13 protein-coding genes and 1 pseudogene are annotated in these 17,019 nt (G+C 67.3%); 7 read left to right on the forward strand and 7 right to left on the reverse strand.

All coding sequences use genetic code 11. The features are described 5' to 3' along the window. The first annotated feature begins 70 nt into the window (after positions 1–70). Positions 71–1,720 carry a ribosomal protection-like ABC-F family protein gene (gene abc-f / locus ACZ67M_RS01780; protein WP_469849725.1) on the forward strand — a complete coding sequence of 550 codons (1,650 nt, stop codon included), beginning with the start codon at positions 71–73 and terminating at the stop codon, positions 1,718–1,720. 7 nt (positions 1,721–1,727) lie between these two features. On the opposite strand, the gene ACZ67M_RS01785 is transcribed toward abc-f, so the two are convergent. Then, positions 1,728–2,237 carry a GNAT family N-acetyltransferase gene (locus ACZ67M_RS01785; protein ID WP_469849170.1) on the reverse strand — a complete coding sequence of 170 codons (510 nt, stop codon included), beginning with the start codon at positions 2,235–2,237 and terminating at the stop codon, positions 1,728–1,730. Positions 2,238–2,320: 83 nt separating this feature from the next. On the opposite strand from ACZ67M_RS01785, the gene ACZ67M_RS01790 reads away from it, so the two are divergent. Then, positions 2,321–2,908 carry a TetR family transcriptional regulator gene (locus ACZ67M_RS01790; protein ID WP_469849171.1) on the forward strand — a complete coding sequence of 196 codons (588 nt, stop codon included), beginning with the start codon at positions 2,321–2,323 and terminating at the stop codon, positions 2,906–2,908. Between the two features lie 29 nt (positions 2,909–2,937). On the opposite strand, the gene ACZ67M_RS01795 is transcribed toward ACZ67M_RS01790, so the two are convergent. The 4 genes from ACZ67M_RS01795 to ACZ67M_RS01810 all read right to left on the reverse strand — a co-directional run bounded on the left by ACZ67M_RS01795 (position 2,938) and on the right by ACZ67M_RS01810 (position 7,176). Continuing rightward, the gene (locus tag ACZ67M_RS01795; protein WP_469849173.1) at positions 2,938–3,444 is read right to left on the reverse strand and encodes an HAD domain-containing protein; all 507 of its coding nucleotides are present in this window, start codon (positions 3,442–3,444) and stop codon (positions 2,938–2,940) included. A gap of 81 nt (positions 3,445–3,525) precedes the next feature. After that, the gene (locus tag ACZ67M_RS01800; protein WP_453437095.1) at positions 3,526–4,101 is read right to left on the reverse strand and encodes a hypothetical protein; all 576 of its coding nucleotides are present in this window, start codon (positions 4,099–4,101) and stop codon (positions 3,526–3,528) included. Between the two features lie 177 nt (positions 4,102–4,278). Then, complete coding sequence (locus ACZ67M_RS01805) at positions 4,279–5,037, reverse strand: DUF6928 family protein (protein WP_469849175.1); 759 nt, start codon at positions 5,035–5,037, stop codon at positions 4,279–4,281. A 342-nt stretch (positions 5,038–5,379) separates the two neighbouring features. Beyond that, complete coding sequence (locus ACZ67M_RS01810; RefSeq protein WP_469849176.1) at positions 5,380–7,176, reverse strand: GmrSD restriction endonuclease domain-containing protein; 1,797 nt, start codon at positions 7,174–7,176, stop codon at positions 5,380–5,382. A 403-nt stretch (positions 7,177–7,579) separates the two neighbouring features. Here ACZ67M_RS01810 and ACZ67M_RS01815 point away from each other — a divergent pair, with 403 nt between their 5' ends. The 4 genes from ACZ67M_RS01815 to ACZ67M_RS01830 all read left to right on the forward strand — a co-directional run bounded on the left by ACZ67M_RS01815 (position 7,580) and on the right by ACZ67M_RS01830 (position 14,085). Continuing rightward, positions 7,580–8,125, forward strand: coding sequence for a GIY-YIG nuclease family protein (locus tag ACZ67M_RS01815; RefSeq protein ID WP_469849178.1), 546 nt, complete (start codon positions 7,580–7,582; stop codon positions 8,123–8,125). Between the two features lie 769 nt (positions 8,126–8,894). Continuing rightward, positions 8,895–13,307, forward strand: a complete 4,413-nt coding sequence (locus ACZ67M_RS01820) for a DUF5663 domain-containing protein (protein WP_469849179.1) — start codon at positions 8,895–8,897, stop codon at positions 13,305–13,307. 8 nt (positions 13,308–13,315) lie between these two features. Then, complete coding sequence (locus tag ACZ67M_RS01825; RefSeq protein ID WP_467320309.1) at positions 13,316–13,801, forward strand: DUF4760 domain-containing protein; 486 nt, start codon at positions 13,316–13,318, stop codon at positions 13,799–13,801. Positions 13,802–13,911: 110 nt separating this feature from the next. Beyond that, positions 13,912–14,085, forward strand: coding sequence for a hypothetical protein (locus ACZ67M_RS01830; protein WP_467320308.1), 174 nt, complete (start codon positions 13,912–13,914; stop codon positions 14,083–14,085). 18 nt (positions 14,086–14,103) lie between these two features. Here ACZ67M_RS01830 and ACZ67M_RS01835 read toward each other — a convergent pair. Together ACZ67M_RS01835 and ACZ67M_RS01840 are read right to left on the reverse strand one after the other, a co-directional pair. Further along, positions 14,104–14,947 (reverse strand): annotated as a pseudogene (locus ACZ67M_RS01835) (IS5 family transposase). A 259-nt stretch (positions 14,948–15,206) separates the two neighbouring features. Beyond that, positions 15,207–15,707, reverse strand: coding sequence for a YfbM family protein (locus tag ACZ67M_RS01840; protein ID WP_469849182.1), 501 nt, complete (start codon positions 15,705–15,707; stop codon positions 15,207–15,209). An 816-nt stretch (positions 15,708–16,523) separates the two neighbouring features. Here ACZ67M_RS01840 and ACZ67M_RS01845 point away from each other — a divergent pair. Next, complete coding sequence (locus tag ACZ67M_RS01845; protein WP_467320306.1) at positions 16,524–16,856, forward strand: hypothetical protein; 333 nt, start codon at positions 16,524–16,526, stop codon at positions 16,854–16,856. Positions 16,857–17,019: the final 163 nt, after the last annotated feature.

The raw sequence follows: 17,019 nt of genomic DNA on the forward strand, positions 1-17,019 counted from the left end.
TCGCCGCTGCCCACTCCTGCTCCCTCCCGCCGAAGGACCGCCCTTGCGCCCTGCTCCCTCCGTCGCCACCGTGAACGCCGCCCCCGTCGGCCCCACGTCTCAGATCGCCCTCGCCGAGGTCACCAAGCGCTACGGCGACCGGGTCGTCCTGGACCGCGTGTCCCTCACCGTCCGACCGGGCGAGAGGGTCGGCATCGTCGGGGACAACGGCTCGGGCAAATCCACGCTGCTGCGGCTGCTCGCCGGACAGGAGCCGGTCGACAACGGCACCCTGACCGTGACGGCGCCTGGCGGTATCGGTCATCTCGCCCAGACCCTCGACCTGCCCGGCACGGCGAGCGTGGGCGACGCCGTGGACCACGTACTGCGTGAACTGCGCGCCCTGGAACGCCGTATCCGGACCGCGGAGTCCGCACTGGACACGGCCGGCCCCGCCGCCTTCGAGGAGTACGCGGAGCTGCTGGCCGAGTACGAGGCGCGGGGCGGGCAGGGAGCGGACCGGCGTGTGGAGGTGATCCTGCGCCGCCTCGGTGAGCGCGCGCCGCTCGACCGCGCGCGTCCGCTCGGCACCCTCTCCGGAGGGCAGCGCTCCCGCCTCACGCTCGCCGCGACGCTGGCCTCCGAACCCGAACTGCTCCTGCTCGACGAACCGACCAACGACCTGGACGACGAGGCCGTGGCCTGGCTCGAAGCCCGCCTGCGCCGTCACCGGGGCACGGTGATCGCGGCCACGCACGACCGGGCGTTCCTGGAGCGCGTCACCGGCACCGTGCTGGAGGTGGACCAGGACCTGCGCACGGTACGGCGCTACGGCAACGGCTACGACGGTTACCTCACCGCCAAGGCGGCGGCCCGGGCGCGCTGGGCGTGGGAGCACGAGCAGTGGCGCGACGAGGTCGCCCGGCAGCGCGCCCTGGCGGACTCCGGCATCGGCATGCTGTCCGAGATCCCCCGCAAGGGCCCGTGGGCCTTCAGCGGCGCCGGCGCCTTCCGGGCACGCTCGCGGTCCCACGGCGCCCAGAGCCGCATCCGCAACGCGCGCGAGCGCTTGCAGCGGCTCACGGAGCACCCCGTACCACCACCGCCGCAACCCCTCCGCTTCGCGGCCCGAGTCGAAGGCGCGCCGAGCGAGGACGAGCCGGCGACCGCAACCCACCTCGAAGGCGTGCGCGTCGAGGGCCGCCTCTCCCTCCCGCACCTGACACTCGCCCCCGGAGGCCGACTGCTCGTCACCGGCCCCAACGGCGCGGGCAAGAGCACCTTGCTCCACGTGCTGGCAGGAGAGCTGACGCCCGACGCGGGCACCGTCCGCCGCCCGAGCCGGATCGGCCACCTGCGCCAACAGTGCGCTCCCGAAGCCGCCTTCGACGCCCGCACCCTCCTCGCGGCCTACGCGGCCGGCCGCCCGGGCCACCCCGACGAGCACGCCGACGCGCTGCTCGCACTGGGCCTGTTCCACCCCACGGACCTGTCCGTCCCCGTACGCGACCTGTCCGTCGGACAACGCCGCAAGCTCGAACTCGCCCGCCTGGTCACGTCAGGCCCCCTCGACCTGCTCCTCCTCGACGAACCGACGAACCACCTCTCCCCGTCCCTCATGGAGGAGATCGAGGCCGCCCTGGCCCACTACACCGGCACCCTCGTGGTGGTGACCCACGACCGACTCCTGCGCGAGCGCTTCCGGGGCCGACGGCTGGAGCTGTCCGCGGCCGGTCACTGACCAGGCGTCAGCGCAGGTCGAGGATCCAGTTCTGGCCGACGAGGTCATGGCCGAAGCTGTGATGCGGTTCCTCGTCCGCCAGACGGAAGCCGAAGCGCTGGTAGATCCTGCGGGCGGCCACCAGGACGTCGTTGGTCCACAGCGTCACCTGCCGGTAGCCGGCCCGGCGGGCGAAGTCCAGGCACTCCTCGACCAGGCGGGCGCCGAGACCGAGCCCCCGAGCCGTCGGCGCGACGAGCAGGATGCGCAGCTTCGCGACGCCCGGCCGGTCACCGGCGACGAGGAAGACGCAGCCCGCGCGCTCGCCGTCGACCTCGGCGATCCAGGCGGCTTCCGTGGCCGGGTCGTGCTTGGCCGCGTACTCGGCGACGATCTTGGCCACCAGGGCTTCGAAGTCGGTGTTCCAGTCGAACTGCCGCTCGTAGATCTCGCCGTGGGCCATCACCACCCAGCCCAGGTCGCCGGGGCGGTCGGCGCGGCGGATGACGAGGTGCCGCTGGTGGTCTCGCTGGGACATGGATCGCGCTCCGTGCCAATAGGCAAGGCTTCGACTACTCTCCGATACTGAAACAAGCGTGTCAGTAGATTTAGGCTAGGCCCATGTCCCCGAAAACGGCAACCCCGTCCGCGCGCCAGGTCGAGCTGCTGGAGGCGGCCTACCGCTACGTACTCACCCACGGCCTGGCCGACCTGTCGCTGCGCCCGCTGGCCGAGGCCATCGGCTCCAGCACGCGGGTGCTGATGTTCCTGTTCGGCAACAAGGACGGCCTGGTCCGGGCGTTGCTGGAACGGGCCCGCGCCGACGAACTGGCGCTTCTGGACCGCCTCCGGGGCGCCGACCGGCCCGTCGGCCTGGTCCCGGCGGTCGAACACGTCTGGACCTGGCTCTCCGCCGACGAACACCGGGCCCTGCTCCGCCTCTGGTCCGAGGCGTACGCGCGCTCTCTCGTCGAGCCCGAGGGCGCCTGGTCGGGCTTCGCCCGCGCCACGGTGCACGACTGGCTGGACGTCCTCGCAGCGTGCCAGCCCCAGCCCGAGCGGGACAGCGAGGACGGCACCACCCGCCGCACCCTGGCCCTCGCGGTCCTCCGCGGCGCCCTCCTCGACCTCCTCGCCACCGACGACGAGCCGCGGGTCGGCGCGGCGGTCCGGGCACAGGCCGTCCTGCTGGCCGCCGGAACCCCCTAGCCGGCTCGGCTTCGAGGCGTTCGTCGGCGTCAGGCCCGTCCCGACGAGTCGAGCCACCCGGCCAGTGCCGAGAAGTCGGCGTCCGTCAGGCCTCTCGCCGGGGCGACGTGGTGGAGGAGCGAGGGACCGGGGTGCTGGGCCGCCACCCACAGGCGGTCCATGTCGCCGATCTCGTCGTCCACCCAGATGAACGGTCGGCGGTCGGCCCACTCCACAAGGCAGGGCGTCTTCCAGTGAACGCCGCGTGGGACGGCCACGGCGCCGTCGGCCGGCCACGGCACCACCGGCAGACGCGGCAGGCCGACGAGCGGGGCGACGCTCGCGTTCGCGTCCTCTCCCCATGTCGTCGCCCACACCAGGTCACATCCCAGTGCCGTGAGGCGCTGCCCGATCCCGGGGTCGAGGCGGCCGAGCAGCGGATGCCCCGCGGCCGGAGCGGCGACGGATGCCTGCGCGCGGCCGGGCGACGAGCCGAACGGGATGAGCGGGCCGTCCACGTCGAGGAAGAGGAGGGGGCGCACCGGTGCGCTTGTCACACCGCCACCCTAGTCCGGCAGGGCGCGAGGGAGCACGCTCATACTGGCCGCCGCTGGGTCGTCGGCCGGTGGAGGGGCGCCTCAGAGCCCCGATGCGGGCGGCTCCCCTGCGACGTTTCCAAGGCCGAGATCGGCGCGCATCACGGTGCGCATGTCCTCCCAGCGCTCCCAGAGACGAACGAAGTCGGTTCGTATTTCGGTGAATGACCCGTCTGGGTCTGGATTGCCTTCCTCCAGGCACATGGTTCGCCGGTAGACGTCAGACAGCGCGGTCGTCATCCCGTCTAACTCGACCAGAACCGCAGGGGACACAACCATCTGAGCCTCAGCGAAGACGGAGTGATGGTCGCGTCGAGCCTCCTCGACCTGCTCACGAGCGTTTGATGTAACAGTTCCCTTGTGTACATCCCATAGGAAATTCATGAGCTGGGTGCGGTAGCGCCGGAAGGATGCGTTGACTTGCATGTAGCCATCACGGCGGCGGCTCAGCTCAGCGACTTGCTGCTCACGATGCCACTGGGCTTCGGCCGCCTGCTGCTGACGCGCGAACTCTTCCGACTGAACGCGAGCCAGGTGACGTTGCGATAGAACAGATGCGATGAGCGTGCCTGTGACGCCGACCACCGCAGCGGCTAAGCCGATGAGCGCGCTTCCCATGTGCCCCCCTGAGTTGGACAGATACGTCAGCGGCATCCTGCCCGAAGGGAAGCCGTCGCTTCTCGGCATCCAGAAAGGCCGCGCTTGTTACGCACTTCCGAGCGAGATCGTCTATGCGGTCCCGATCCATCGGTGTGGGGGCTACTTAGAGGTTCAGCAGAGGACGTCTTGATCGAGTCAAGGGCCTGGCCGCTCGATCAGTGCGCCGTCAGGTCCCAGGGTGTAGAAGCGTGGCGGATCCATGGCTGCCGCGGCCGTGCGTAGTTCTGCTTCCTGTCCGGCGGAGTCGGGCCCATGCGGTTCCCCCACATAGAAGCCATGCACTCTGATGGCATCCGCGTCGACGTCGTCAGGGTCGGGTCGGCTCTCCTGGACGAAGCCGCAGAGCGCGCGCAACGCGTCCTCGCCCAACTCCAAGGGGTGGAAGGGCAGGGCGTACGGCTCTTCCTCCTCGCCGGGCCAGGGGACGATGTCCGCCGGACGGTCTCCAGCCCAGTAGGGCAGTTCGAAGGGGAGCGGTTCGCCGATGTTCTCGGTGACGCCGCTGTCCGGCGAGAGACTCAGCGAGCGGTTGAGGCGTCCGTCCTCCCACACCGCGAACGCCAGCCAGTCGCCGGCGCTGTGCATGGCGTGCAGGATGAGCCATCGGCCGGCGCTTGCCGCCACCAGGTGTTCCGGAAGCTTGGAGGGGATGTCGATCATCAGACTCTGGTCGCCCACGACCTCCACGCCGGGCCAACTGGCCGCGTACACCGCCCCTTTTGGCGGGTACACGCCGTCCGAGAGGTTCGAACCCTCGCACCCATCGATCTCGCAGCCCGGATAGAGCCGCCGCAGCATGGTCGTCGTCCGTTCAAGGTCAGCCGCTCCCACTTGACGCATCACTCCCGCGGCGTCCCCGTCGGCGCACACCAGCAGTCCCGTCTTGGCTCCCACAGCCCTTCCCCAGAGCGTCGCCCTTGATGGTGGACGCACCATAACCGCAGGGACTCTCGGTCACGCCGTCCGGCGGGGCTGTCCAAGGCTGAGGGCGGCGCGCATCTGCGCATTCCCTCCCAATGCTCCCAGGAGGGTACGTCGTGGCTGGGGCGGTCGGCTCCACAGCTTTACGGAGCCACTTTGGTGCAAGCCTTGCAGATCATGGCCCCAGTATCGTGCTTAGCCAGGCAGGTCGACGGACTGCCCGACGCGCCGGAGGCCTACGGGGCCATGATCACTCGCGCCAAAGCAGGGCCACCCCAAAGCCGCTCCACCTACCTATTCGCAGGGAGCCTGCCGTCAACTAAACCCCTTTACGAGCGCTGCGATCTTCCGGACCTCGGTGACTTCTTCCGTGGAAGAGCCTCGCCTAATGAAGACACGATCTCCACAGTAGGAGAGATCGCTTTGACCAGGAATTAGGACTCTAATAACCGAGAGGCCCTTGTATTCGATTGTATCGACACCGCTCAGAATCTGAGTTGCTAGAGGATCACTGATTGGCTGCTGGGATAGTTTCGTCACGAAGCGCTGCACGTAAGCGTCCAACGACATCTTAAGGGATTTCGCTTCCCTGTCCACACCCACAACGTAATGCTGTCGGCCGACCAGTACAGGGGTCACAGAGTCAAGCGTTTCGACCCTCTTTGCGTCGGTTTCCTTGTCAGCGACGCCGATAAACAGATACCCTTCATGTCCTCGCTGCACATTAGCGATTCCGCAAATGGTTTCCGCTAGACGCGCGAAGAGCCCATCATCTCTCGTCCTGCGGTTATCTAGCCTGAGAACCCCCTGCTTGAACTCGTAACGACTTGTCTCGATCCTGGATCTGCGCAGAGAGTTTTCGAAATCCAGAGCCAAGCCGGGGCCATGCCCAAATACGGGCGGTACCCTGGCTACGAAATGCCTCTGAATCAGCCCTGTGATCGTATCGATATTGGATGTGCGATCCTCTGCCGAAGTGTAATGCCGTGCACTCTTGAGGCGAGGTCCTACATTCCGGAGGGCGGTCACGATAGCCGCGTTATCAGCGGGCGACTTCTGTTGGCGGACAATGAGCTCGAAGAAGGACATGAAGATCGCATAGAAAGGCGTACGGATTGGGTTTCCGCTGCCGGGGCGAACCAGGTTTCGTAGGCCGTTCGGGCCAGCAAGCTGAGAGTCAATAACCTCTGTTAGTACGGAAAAAGTCGACTGGATCTCCGTTTGGAGTCGTCTGCCGCCGTAGGCCGCTAGAGCCCTTTCTAGACGCTTATGCTTTTCGCTTTGCGAGTCATAGATCTCGTCGAATTCTTCTTTGCTCGCAGGGAAAGGGCTTCCGAACAATACGGAGGCAGAAATGTCTGCCACCATTTGCTCGTCATCCCCCTCTCGCAGCTGCTTCACATTCAGAATTCCATGCCGGATCCACACGGTATCCTCCGCCCGCACCCCGTACTGCTGGCTCTCCCGAGAGGATTCAATAGAGATGCTCGGCATGTCGTGCAGCAGGAGTACGTCATCCGAGACGTCCCCCCGCAAAGAGCTTGCCACTGTTCGCACAAGCTCCGAGAACGAGTTGAGCATTCCCGCCTGCCGTTTTTCCTGGGCGCTCAGTTGGCGACCATTCGAGTTGATTCGACTGAATACGTCGGTAATTTGACCCTCAGTCTGAGTTGGGAAAATCGTGACAGCCAACTGGTAATCGACCAAGTTTGCGCATTTATCGGCAGGGAGTAGCCTTTGTGTATCGGTGGGCTTAAACGCGCCGGCGGCAGCCGCTTGGCGTGCCCTAGCGCTTTGCCCTAGATCGAAATGCATGCCGTTATAGTCGAACTTTTGCTCAATAAATGAAAAAATGGCATCAAGGCGCTGCATCCCGTCGATAATCTCATACTTGCCACTCCCGTGAATCTCGGGCCTTTCGGCCAGGAGAATCAAAGGGATTGGATAGCCGTCCAGGATGCTGTCGATCAGGAGTTGCTTCTCGGCAACTGACCAGACAAGCTTTCGTTGATACCGTCGATTTACGAGGAGTGAATCCTCTCTAAAGAGTCGATACGCCTCCGTAACGCTCATGCCTCGGGGGGTGATAGAAACGTGGACTTCAGAGGACAAGATCCGCTCCCTCAAGTGGTAGTGCTCCCATCACAGCTTGGCACGCACGAGCGGCTTGCGTCGGAGTTTGCGCAACGACTGATGGTGTCAACGTGCGCCCGCGTGCAGACCAGAGGGCGATGCCAGCTTCTAAATCGGTGGTCGCTGGCCCGGCAGGCGCACAGGCCACATGGCTGCCCGTGCCAGACGCGTGCCAGATCGGGTGGGGAACCGCGGGAGTTGACGGGGACCCGGCTGCCGGCCAGGCAGGCATTTCTTGCCGCTCCATCGCAGGTAAGCCCAGCAGTCGTCCGTAGAACCTGAGCTTCCCAAGCTGATGTCCCGCAGCTACGTAGGCGAGGGACGTTCTGTCAGCGGCGACCATTAGCCTGCGACGATCAGCCGTCGCGCGCCTGGAGATGCCGTGGAAGCTACCGCTCTCGTCAGTCCCGATCAGTTGTGGTCGGCGCAGAAAGTCTTGGTTCGTCCAAGTCCTGTACCGGCGGCGGCAGGGGTCTACGGGTGGCACTTCGAGCAGCCGCCCAACCCCGACCTGGACGCTGGGCGCCTGCTGTACGTCGGTATAGCCCCGCGGTACGTGTCAAACCGAATCAGCACCCAGAACCTGCGTAAGCGGGTGCGCTACCACTACCGGGGCAACGCAGCCGGCTCGACGCTGCGGCTCACCCTCGGCTGCTTGCTCGGGCTTGAGATGCGCCGTGTGGGCAGCGGCAAGCGGATGACCTTCGGCAAGGCCGGTGAAGCCACCCTGAGCCAGTGGATGGCGGACAACGCGCGGGTGTGCTGGATCGAGCAGAGCGAACCGTGGGATCTGGAGTCACAGCTCATCTCCCAGCTCGATCTCCCCCTGAACCTTGACCAGAACCGCCACTACGCGTTCCACGATCGCTTGAAGGAACTTCGGGCCCGGGCACGCCGGCGGGCGCGGGAGTTGCCCATCAGCTCGTAGGCCAGCGGGTCGTTGTCTGGGCCGTCCCTGGGTCGTCCGAGGTCGCTCAACAGTGGCCAATGACGACCACTAGGCCCACGAACCCACCGCCCCTGACCAGCGAAGACCCAGCTCACCAAGATCCCCGGCAAGACCCAGGGCAAGAAGGAGTGGTCGACGGCAGACGGGATGGGAGCTGGGGTAAGCGGTGGGTTGCTGACGAGCAGTGCGGAATATGCCGCTACAGACCAGACCATGTGTAGCCGGGAGGGCAGCAGGGTCGGTGATTGGACACGACGCCTGGCGCAGGCGGAACCTCCGCAATGCCGAGGGCGGTATGTGATCTACCTCGGGAAGCACCTAGAAGGGGTCTGAGTTGGGATCGATGTACCTCGTCCGGACGTCGAACGGCATCAACTGAGAACCCTTTGCCACGTTGACCTCCGCAACGTGGTGATCCCATATTCCCGGAAGATGGCCCGCAAGATGGGCAAGTCCGTTGATCAAGACCGAGACGCGACCGATCGACTGTCCCAGATCTTTCCAACATCATCTGACGACCAAATGGCCTTCAGCACAGATGCAGTCCGGCCTCGCAGCTCTCCGGGGTCGCCGCGACAACCGGAACCCCAGCGGAAGCTGCCGCAACTCATCACCGGCCCATGCCGATCTCCCGACTTCGACCTCTCGTACTCGGCGGGTGCCTACACTCGGCTGAGGGGGCCGCCCGGGTGGGTGACGGGACGGCCGGGTGATCTCCGGGTGTGTCGCCATTCTGAACGGGGGGTCCATGTCGGATCGGCCACAGTCGTCAGCGGGCCAGGAAACACCGGACGAGGTGCTGCGTCTGGCCGTCGTGCAACTGAACTACACGCCCAACACGGAGAGCGTGAACGGGAAGCGCTGGCTTCCGGACGAGCCGTTGATCAAATGGGCCAGCCAGAAGGCGGGGGACCGGAATTCCGTCCGCAGCGGTCCGGTGGACGAGGACACGGACGCCCGGCACCGTACCGAGATCGTTTTGCGAACCGCCCGGGCGCAGCGTCACGAGAACCTGGACCGGAAACTGAAGCAGATCCTGGAGTTCTGCGTGGCGCACCGGGTGGACATCGTGGTCCTGCCCGAGGCGTTCCTTCCCACCCCCCTGGTGCCGGTCCTGGTGGAGGGCTTCCGGAACCAGCTGGCGATCTTCGCCGGCATCGGCAGCCTGCGCGCCGGCGACGTCAAGGCGCTGGCGGACTCCGGGTTCGCCACGTCGCCCGCCGACAGCGGCTGCAACGCGGCGGTCTACATCGACCAGGACACCCTCACCCTGGTCACCAAGCGCGACCGGGCCGCCGGGGAGGTCATGGCGCAGGGGTCCGGGACGGCGCGGGTGACCTTCAGGAAGGGCGGCACGAACCACGCGGTCGGCCTGGCGATCTGCCGGGACTACGTCAACGCCCCCAGGACCTTCGACGAGGAGGTACCCGCACCGCACCTCGTCCTGGTGACGGCGCTGTCGAAACCGACCGAGGACTTCCTACGCACCCCGCGCAACTTCGCCGTGGCCTTCGCCAACCACGCCGCGAAGGGCGGAAGTGCCGTCCTGATGCCCGCACTGCAGGGCTTCTTCGTCAATGCCAACGGCTCGGAGCCGCTGCCGACCGGGGAGTCGGTCGTCGTCATCGACTACGAGGGCTTCGGAAGGGTCCCCACCCAGACCCGCGAGCCCCGCAACCGGCTGGTCCACCGGACCGGGATCTTCTACGACGACTTCTCCGCCGGCGACGAGGCGGGCTCGCAGAGCCAGTTGGCGCGGGAACTGCGCAACATGACGATCGAGCACCTCAACCAGGGCCGTTACGACGAACTGCTGGAGATCTCCGAGAACCGGCTGCGGGCCATGGGCGGTGGCGCCAGCCGGCTGTTACGGGACGCCGTGCAGGAACTACGCAGAAATGCCGACACCCTGAGCACGGCCTCCGATCTCGAACTGTTCACCAGCCACATCATCCTCACCGACGTGAAATCGGACCACGAACTGCGGTACGGGGTTCTTGGCTCGCTGCTCACCGAATGGTGGAAACTCCTCGATCCGAAGCGCGAATCGGTCGCGGACGGCATCAGCCACTACTACGAACTCGCGCAGAACCTGCGCAAGGAGATCCAGCCGAAGGTCCGTATCGCCAACCGTGACTCCCCGGCCTCGGACCGGAACCGGAACATCCGGTCGACCGGGAAGGGCAAGCGGGCCGACGATGGGTTCGTCCCGTTCTACAGTGCACGGCTGGGCAGGTACGGCAGCGACACCGCGGTCCGCAGCCTGCAGCACCAGCTGGGCGTGCTGCGCACCTTCTCGGCGACCGAGGACCCGTCCGCCAGGCTCATCTACCGTGCCTCCACGACCCTGCAGACCAGCGGCCACCTCGCGCCGTTCTTCGACGTCATCGGCGTGACCGAGGCCGACGACCCGGAGACGATCGAGGACCTGCGGGAGGGGGTGGGGCAGCAGCTGGCCACCGCCTTCCGCAGCACCTGGAGCCTGTCGCCGGGGCCGGAAAGCGCCGCGATCGGCCAGCAGAGCGTGGCGCAGCTACGACTGCGCGACGAGGCGTTCCCGGCCATCAACGAGGACTGGGGCACGCTCATCGACTACCTGCGCACCCTCGCCGGACCGGTCACCGTGCAGATGACGTGCCGCCAGCGGGAACCGCAGCCGCGATCGTCCCGCCCCCCGGCCGGCACCGATCGCGGGAACGGTGAGGTCAGGGGCTTCTTCTTCCCGTTCGAGCGCGATGCCGCCGCCTTCATGGAGCGCGCCTGGAACGAGAACGAGCGCGAGCCGAACCTGACGCTGCTGGTGCACGTGGGCTCGCCCGAGCCGCTGCCCGACTCGGTGCTCAAGGCGATCGGCCACTGGCTGTTCCACGCGATGCCGTTCGACATCATGAAGGGGCCGGAGGCGGCGGCGTCCCTGGCGGCCGGCGAGCCCGCGGTCGGGCCGACGCTGACGCCGGCCGAGATCCTGCGGATCTTCCACCCGCCCTACGGGCACATGGAAGGCCGCGGCATGGACATGATGCAAACCACTAGCCTGCCGATACCCCACCACCTCTCGTCCGGCGAGGGACTGGTCCTCGGCGAGGCGAGGATCGAGGGCGCACGCGAGGACCGCTGGATCGACGTCCGGGCCGACACCGCCTCGCGCCTGCGTCACACCTACGTGGTGGGGCCCACGGGTTCCGGCAAGACCAACCTGCTGAAGTTCATGGCCCGCCAGGACATCACCGAGCGTCGGGGCCTGGCGGTCATCGACCCCCACGGGGACCTGGTCGACTACCTGGTCAAGCACACCAGCGGGCGGGACGAGGAGGTGCTGCTGCTCGACTTCGGCGACCCGGACTACCTGCCGGTGCTCAACCCGCTGGACCTGGACGTCGAGACGCCGCTGGAGCGCAACCTCGCCATCGAGAACTTCCTCGGCCTCCTCGTCCGCCAGTCGCACCACACCTTCTACGGCCCCCGGTTCGAAAGCACGGTGCGGCTGGTCCTGGAGTCGACCACGAACCGCAGGTACCCGGTCCAGCCGCCGTCCGTGCTGGACGTGGGCACCATCCTGCGCAGCATGGAGACCCGGCAGTGGCTCACGTCGCTCTTCGACGACGTTCCGGCGCTCAAGGAGCGGTGGGAGAGCTTCAACAAGCAGGCCGGCACCAACTTCGCGGAGGTCCTGGACTGGGTGCTGGCGAAGTTCAGCGAGATGGAGCAGGACGGCACCCTGCGGCAGGTGCTGGCGGGGGGCGAGTCCAGCGTGTCTCTGGACCGCTTCGTCGCCAGCGGGGGAGTCCTCCTGGTGAAGATCCCGGAATGGGAGATGAGCGCGTCGGCGGCGGCGCTGCTGGGCGGCTTCATCGAGGACCAGGTACGGCGGGCGGTGTTCAAGAGGTGGCGGGCCGGGAACGACGCGAAGCAGCCGTACTTCATGTACGTCGACGAGTTCCAGAACTTCTCCCTGGGCGGCTTCGAGAAGATCGTGGCCGAGGCGCGCAAGTTCGGACTCGGGCTGATCCTGGCACACCAGAACCTCGACCAGCTGGACGCGTTCTCCCGCTACACCGGCTCGTCGTCCGCGAGGCTGCGCAACGCCGTGCTCGGCAACGTCGCCAACCGTGTGGTCTTCGGCGTCTCCAGCCGTGACGCGGCCGAACTCGCCAAGGACATCGACGTGGGCGCGGACCTGCTGCGCAACCCCGGCCCGCACCGGGCCGTCGCGCAGGTCCTGTTCGACCTGCGGCAGTACGCGTTCACGCTTCGGGTGCCGAAGGCGGAGTCGAACGGGGGGTACCCGGACCAGTACGCGAAGGTCCGGGACCGCATGATCGCGAGCGGCTTCTGGAAGCGCCGGGAGGAACTGCGGGAACGCGACGCCGGCCGGGCGCGGGAGATCCGGTACGCCGTCAACCGCCACCGTGACAAGGGGCGGAAGGACGGGTACCTGGGACTGCCCACGCCGGGCGGTCACCCGGCCCCGGCCGAGCCCGCGGGCGACGCACCGGCCGGTCCGGCCGCCCGCGGCCGCCGTCCCGACCATGCCGAGGAGTGGAAGCGTTTCCTCGACCGTGCGGCTGCGGAGCCACCCAGGGCGGAGCCGCCACGGGCCGCCGGGGGACCGTCCGGTGCCGGAATGGACGGGCCGCCCGGCGCGAAAGCGGACGGCACGACCGGCGCGAGCACCGGCGACGCCGCCGGGGGAGCCACCAGCAACACTCCCGGGGCGGGTGCCGACGAGCCTCCCGGCCGGGGCGGCGACGAGCCTCCCGGCCGGGGTAGCGACGAGTCGTCCGGCCCTGCGGGGAAAGGACGGCCCGCTCCCGTGATCACGCTCGACGCCCAACTGCTCGTGGATATAGGACTCGGTGACCTCCCGGCCCACCACCAGAAGCTCATGCTCCGCTACATCTACGAGTCGCTGGAGACCCGGGTGGGCACCTCGCTCGCCCGCAGGATGTCCGACGAAGAGCTCTCGGAGTTCGAGGAGTTCATCGACAACGGTGACGAGGACGGCGCGCTGGCCTGGCTGACCAGCCACTATCCCGACTACCGGGAGACGTTGCAGGCGGAGCTGAAGGGCCTGTTGGACGAACTCAGGGCCCAGGCGCCGGATCTCCTCCGGGTCTCGGGCTCGTCCCCGGCCCGCACGACGGACGACGTACGCGGGTAGGGGGACACGTGACACTGCAGCTGGTTCTTTCCGCGGCCTCACCGCTGGTCGCCGTCGTCATCGCGCTGTGGGGCTTCCGTCGGCGGGACCGCGCGGCGGAACTCGAGGTGCTGTTCGAACTGCACGAGAGGTATCTCGCGCAGCGCGTCCGGGACGGCCGTCGCCTGATCCACCGCAAGCTCGCCGGCCGCGGGGAGGAGGGGCTGCGCAGCTGCACCGCGGAGGAACTGTCGACCATCGGGTACACCCTCGCCGTGATGAACACCATCGCCCTGTGCTGCCGGAGCGGACGGCTCGACAGCCGGCTGCTCCAGCAGAGCCTGGGGCAGTCGTACACCAGGGCCGTGAACGGAGCGTTGTCGTTCATCGACAGCATGGAGACCACCCGCGGGGTGCGCCCCTACCCGTACGCGGAGTGGCTCGTGCGGCACTTCTCGGCGACCGCGCCGCGGTCGTGGCTGCCCCGCCCGCCCCTGCGGCCGGACGACGTCTGACTCCTCGCGCCGCACCCGGACCCGCCGCCGGCGCGGGATCGGCCGGCCGCGATCCGGGGGCCCGGGGGAAACCGGGTGCGGAAACCGGACGGGATGGCTACCGTCCGGGCGTGGCCCATACCTATCCCCCGCTGAACGTCGAAGTCCGCACGCCGCGCCTGACGCTCGCCGGCGCGTGCGACGAGCTGCTGGAACGCCTCGTGCCGCTCGTGCGGGCCGGGGTCGCCGACACCGAGCCGTGGCCGTTCGGCGACCCGATCTCGTTCTACGCCGACAGCCCCTAGGGCGCGTTTGAAATGAGGTCACAGGGACTGCCGTATCAGGGCGAGTTGGACGGTGGCTTCGTAGTGGACAGCGAACTTGTCGTACCGAGTCGCGACGCCTCTGGCCTGCTTGAGCAGCCCGATCCGGCACTCGACCTTGTGTCTGCCTTGTACTTTTCGCGGTCGAAGCCGGGCGGACGGCCACCGGCCGAGCCTCAGCGAAGCCGGTGCCCGGCCTGGTCACGTTTCTCCGGGATGGAGTGCGGGATCTGCCGCCGGCGCAGGTAGGCGGGGATCTCGCGGGAGGAGTAGGCCCGGTCCGCGAGGACATGAGCGGGCCGTGTGCGGGGGCGGTGCCCGTCCGGGCGAGGAACGCGGATGCGGTCCATGACCTCGGTGAACAGCGGAGCGTCGCCCCGCTGGCCGGCGGTGATGGCGGTGGCCAGGACGTGGAAGGAGGCGTCGACAGCTAGGTGAATCTTCGTGGTCAGGCCGCCGCGCGAGCGGCCGATGGCGTGGTCGGCCGGCTCGGCCGCCAGCCCGTTGGTGTGCGTCCGGCCCGGAATCGTGGTCCCCGTTTTGCGGGCCCCGGCGGCGTGCTGGTGGGCCCGACATATGGTGGAGTCGACGGAGACCTCCCACTCGATGTGCCCGGCGGCATCGGCCTTGACCTGCAGCTTCTTCAGGATCTGGGCCCAGGTCCCGTCGATCTGCCAGCGGCGGAACGCCGAGTACAAGGTCTCCCACGGTCCATACCGCTGGGGTATGTCCGCCACGGAGAACCGGTGCGGGCCCGCCACCAGATCCCGTCGAAGACCTGCCGCCGGTCCCTGGGGTTGCGCCCCATCACCGGCAACTCGGGCAACACCGCCTCTAGGCGCACCCACTGTTAGTCCGTCAGGTCTCTACGAGCATCCGAAGATCGTTCCACAACGAAGATCAACATCTCAGACAGGCCTCAACGCGGGTGACCACGGCCGCACCACAAGCGCACCAGATCGAGCGGGAAACAGCGGGGAACCGTGGTGAAAGCAGCCGAAGCCGACAGAGTAGCGGCCAAGTTGTTCGCCCAGGTCAGCGCCCGAACCGCCCCCGAATGACCGCAGCTTCCCAAGCTGAGGTCTCACCGGTGTCTGCGCCTGTCAGTCCAGCCAGACGAGCATCGCGTCGTCCACCCTGGCAGCAGCCTCGAAGAACTGTGTAAGCCCGTCGTACCAGGGACGCCCCCACTCCAGCGAGCCAGACTCACTCCATCCGAGCGGATACACCTCGGCACCGGTCAGTTCAGCAGGATCCACGCCACTGACGAGCTGGTCATAGCTGGTGCCCCGCAGAGCTTTCGCCGCAAGCCGGACCCGCTCAGACCGCAGGTACTTCGGAGGCCCGTACCCCCAGTCCTCGTCCTCGGCGAACGGTTCTTCACCGTGGATCACGTTCACGGGAAACCCAGCACGCGACAGAAGGAAGCGAAGCATGTCCCAGGCCTTGTACGTGCTGAAGTGACGCGCCTCGGCCGGCGCGGGCTCCGTCTCCTCCTCAGCGTCCTGGACCTCTTCGACGAAGTCCAAGGCCCAGTCGGGGTCCTGGATCGCTCGGTCAAGCTCAGCAGCCGTGACACGCAGGTACTCACCGACCATGCTCATGGCCGGAGACTAGGTGAGGCCACTGACAACGACCGCCGGACGGCCGTCCCAGTTTCCGTCTCATTCAGCCCGATTCACCGACGTTCAGCCAAGACCGGGAGCCAGCCCCAGCCTGGTGACGAGCCCTCAATGAACGCAGGTGAACGACCCTGCACCCCATCCAGCACCTCATCAATACAGTTGGAAGACGTGTGCCCCCGAGCAACCTCCTTGGCCCGCCGTGCATCGCTGCGCGGAGCAGTGCGCCTTCCACTGAGGACATGTGCCAGGCAATCCTGCACTGGTCCGCACAACGGTCGAGACCGGGGGTGGGAGACGTGGCTCGTACGCAGTCCAGGTGCGGAGCGCTCACGGAGAAGGGCACTCGCTGCCGGCGGCTGGCGATGCTCGGTGCGTCGCGATGCAACCTGCACCGTGGCGACTGGTCGTCGTACACCATCGAGAAGCGCAAGGAAGCCGAGCGCAAGGCGAAGACACGCAAGCGTCGCAAGTGACCCCAGTCTCTGTGAGGTGACATCCATGGCTGACATCAACGACAGCGGAAAGCAGTGGCGCGGTGCTGTCTGACACGGCCACGGCCGCCCCGCGCAGCACGGGTGGACAGGCGGTCAAACCGAACTCCTAATGGGGCGCTCACGTACGAGCGCCCTCGCGGGCCGTCCTCGGGCCGTGGAAGGGCGCTCCATGGTGACCAACGTCGACAGGCGTCGGCAGCGCGGCAGCAGGTCAGGGTGTTGATCGATAGGGCGGCCGCAGGTCACGGCCGCCCGTGATCAGCTGTGGATGTGCAGCGGCTCGACACGTGCATCATGGAGCATGGGGATTGATCTGGAGCTGCACTCATCACGGCCGGCGCGCAGGACCTGGCGCGCGACGCTCTTGCAGACTTCTTACGGGCATGGCGACGCCCTGGCCGATGCGCTGGGCTCGCTTCAGCTTCTCGGCGTACCCGGGCGGCTCACTGCCGTCGATCCGTACGGGGATAAGTTGATGAACGAGCAGGAGGCCGCAGCCGCCGTTCAGGAGATTGACGATCTGAAGCGACAGTGCGGTGACGAGCGTCAGCTCGCCGCGTTGGACGACCTCGCGAGGATGCTGGGTGAGTGTGCAGCCACCCCCGGCAGCTATCTGTGGTTCGGGGGCGACTGAAGCTCACGCCACGACTGCCGGCTGAAGTGTCTACCCTGGCGAGAGGACTGGGCCGGCTCCGGGCCGTGTGAGGTCAGCCGATGCCGACCACCAACGACGGAAGCCCACGGCATCTGAATGGTCAGAGCCGTGGGCTTCTTCAGTCCCGCTGGTCAGCGGAGCC

It is taken from the genome of Streptomyces sp. NPDC107500, from assembly GCF_055582785.1.

What these genes read in the sequence shown, in the direction of transcription:
- ACZ67M_RS01845 (WP_467320306.1), top strand. Translation starts at nt 16,524, where the DNA reads ATGGGGATTGATCTGGAGCTGCACTCATCACGGCCGGCGCGCAGGACC.
- ACZ67M_RS01820 (WP_469849179.1), top strand. Translation starts at nt 8,895, where the DNA reads ATGTCGGATCGGCCACAGTCGTCAGCGGGCCAGGAAACACCGGACGAG.
- ACZ67M_RS01790 (WP_469849171.1), top strand. Translation starts at nt 2,321, where the DNA reads ATGTCCCCGAAAACGGCAACCCCGTCCGCGCGCCAGGTCGAGCTGCTG.
- ACZ67M_RS01800 (WP_453437095.1), bottom strand. Translation starts at nt 4,101, where the DNA reads ATGGGAAGCGCGCTCATCGGCTTAGCCGCTGCGGTGGTCGGCGTCACA.
- ACZ67M_RS01840 (WP_469849182.1), bottom strand. Translation starts at nt 15,707, where the DNA reads ATGAGCATGGTCGGTGAGTACCTGCGTGTCACGGCTGCTGAGCTTGAC.
- ACZ67M_RS01785 (WP_469849170.1), bottom strand. Translation starts at nt 2,237, where the DNA reads ATGTCCCAGCGAGACCACCAGCGGCACCTCGTCATCCGCCGCGCCGAC.